Source organism: Psychrobacter sp. CAL346-MNA-CIBAN-0220, assembly GCF_040309805.1.
Taxonomy (GTDB): Bacteria; Pseudomonadota; Gammaproteobacteria; order Pseudomonadales; family Moraxellaceae; genus Psychrobacter.
In genome coordinates this window covers 1-245 of sequence record NZ_JBEOPF010000622.1, presented here as the reverse complement: position 1 = coordinate 245, position 245 = coordinate 1, and the positions used below count along the sequence as shown (strand labels likewise).

Sequence of the window (245 nt, the reverse complement as noted above, 5' to 3'; positions counted from 1 at the left end):
ATTTAATAGCACGCAAAGCTTTGCCGATATTTATCAGTCCTCTATTGATAATAAAGAGCAGTTTTGGGCAGAGCAAGCCAAGCGGATTTATTGGCATAAAGAGCCTGAGCAAATCCTTGATGACAGCAATTTGCCATTTGCCAAATGGTTCGTCGGCGGTGAAACCAATCTTTGCTACAACTGTGTCGATCGCCACCTTGCAGAGCGCGCTGAGCAAGATGCTTTTATTTGGCTATCCTCTGAAA

Annotated in this window: 1 protein-coding gene; it reads left to right on the top strand. The window is 44.1% G+C overall.

Going from position 1 to position 245, the window contains the following annotated elements; translation table 11 throughout:
• The coding region (locus AAEY88_RS15055; protein ID WP_350563688.1) for an acetyl-coenzyme A synthetase N-terminal domain-containing protein at positions 1-245 on the top strand (245 nt) is incomplete at both ends.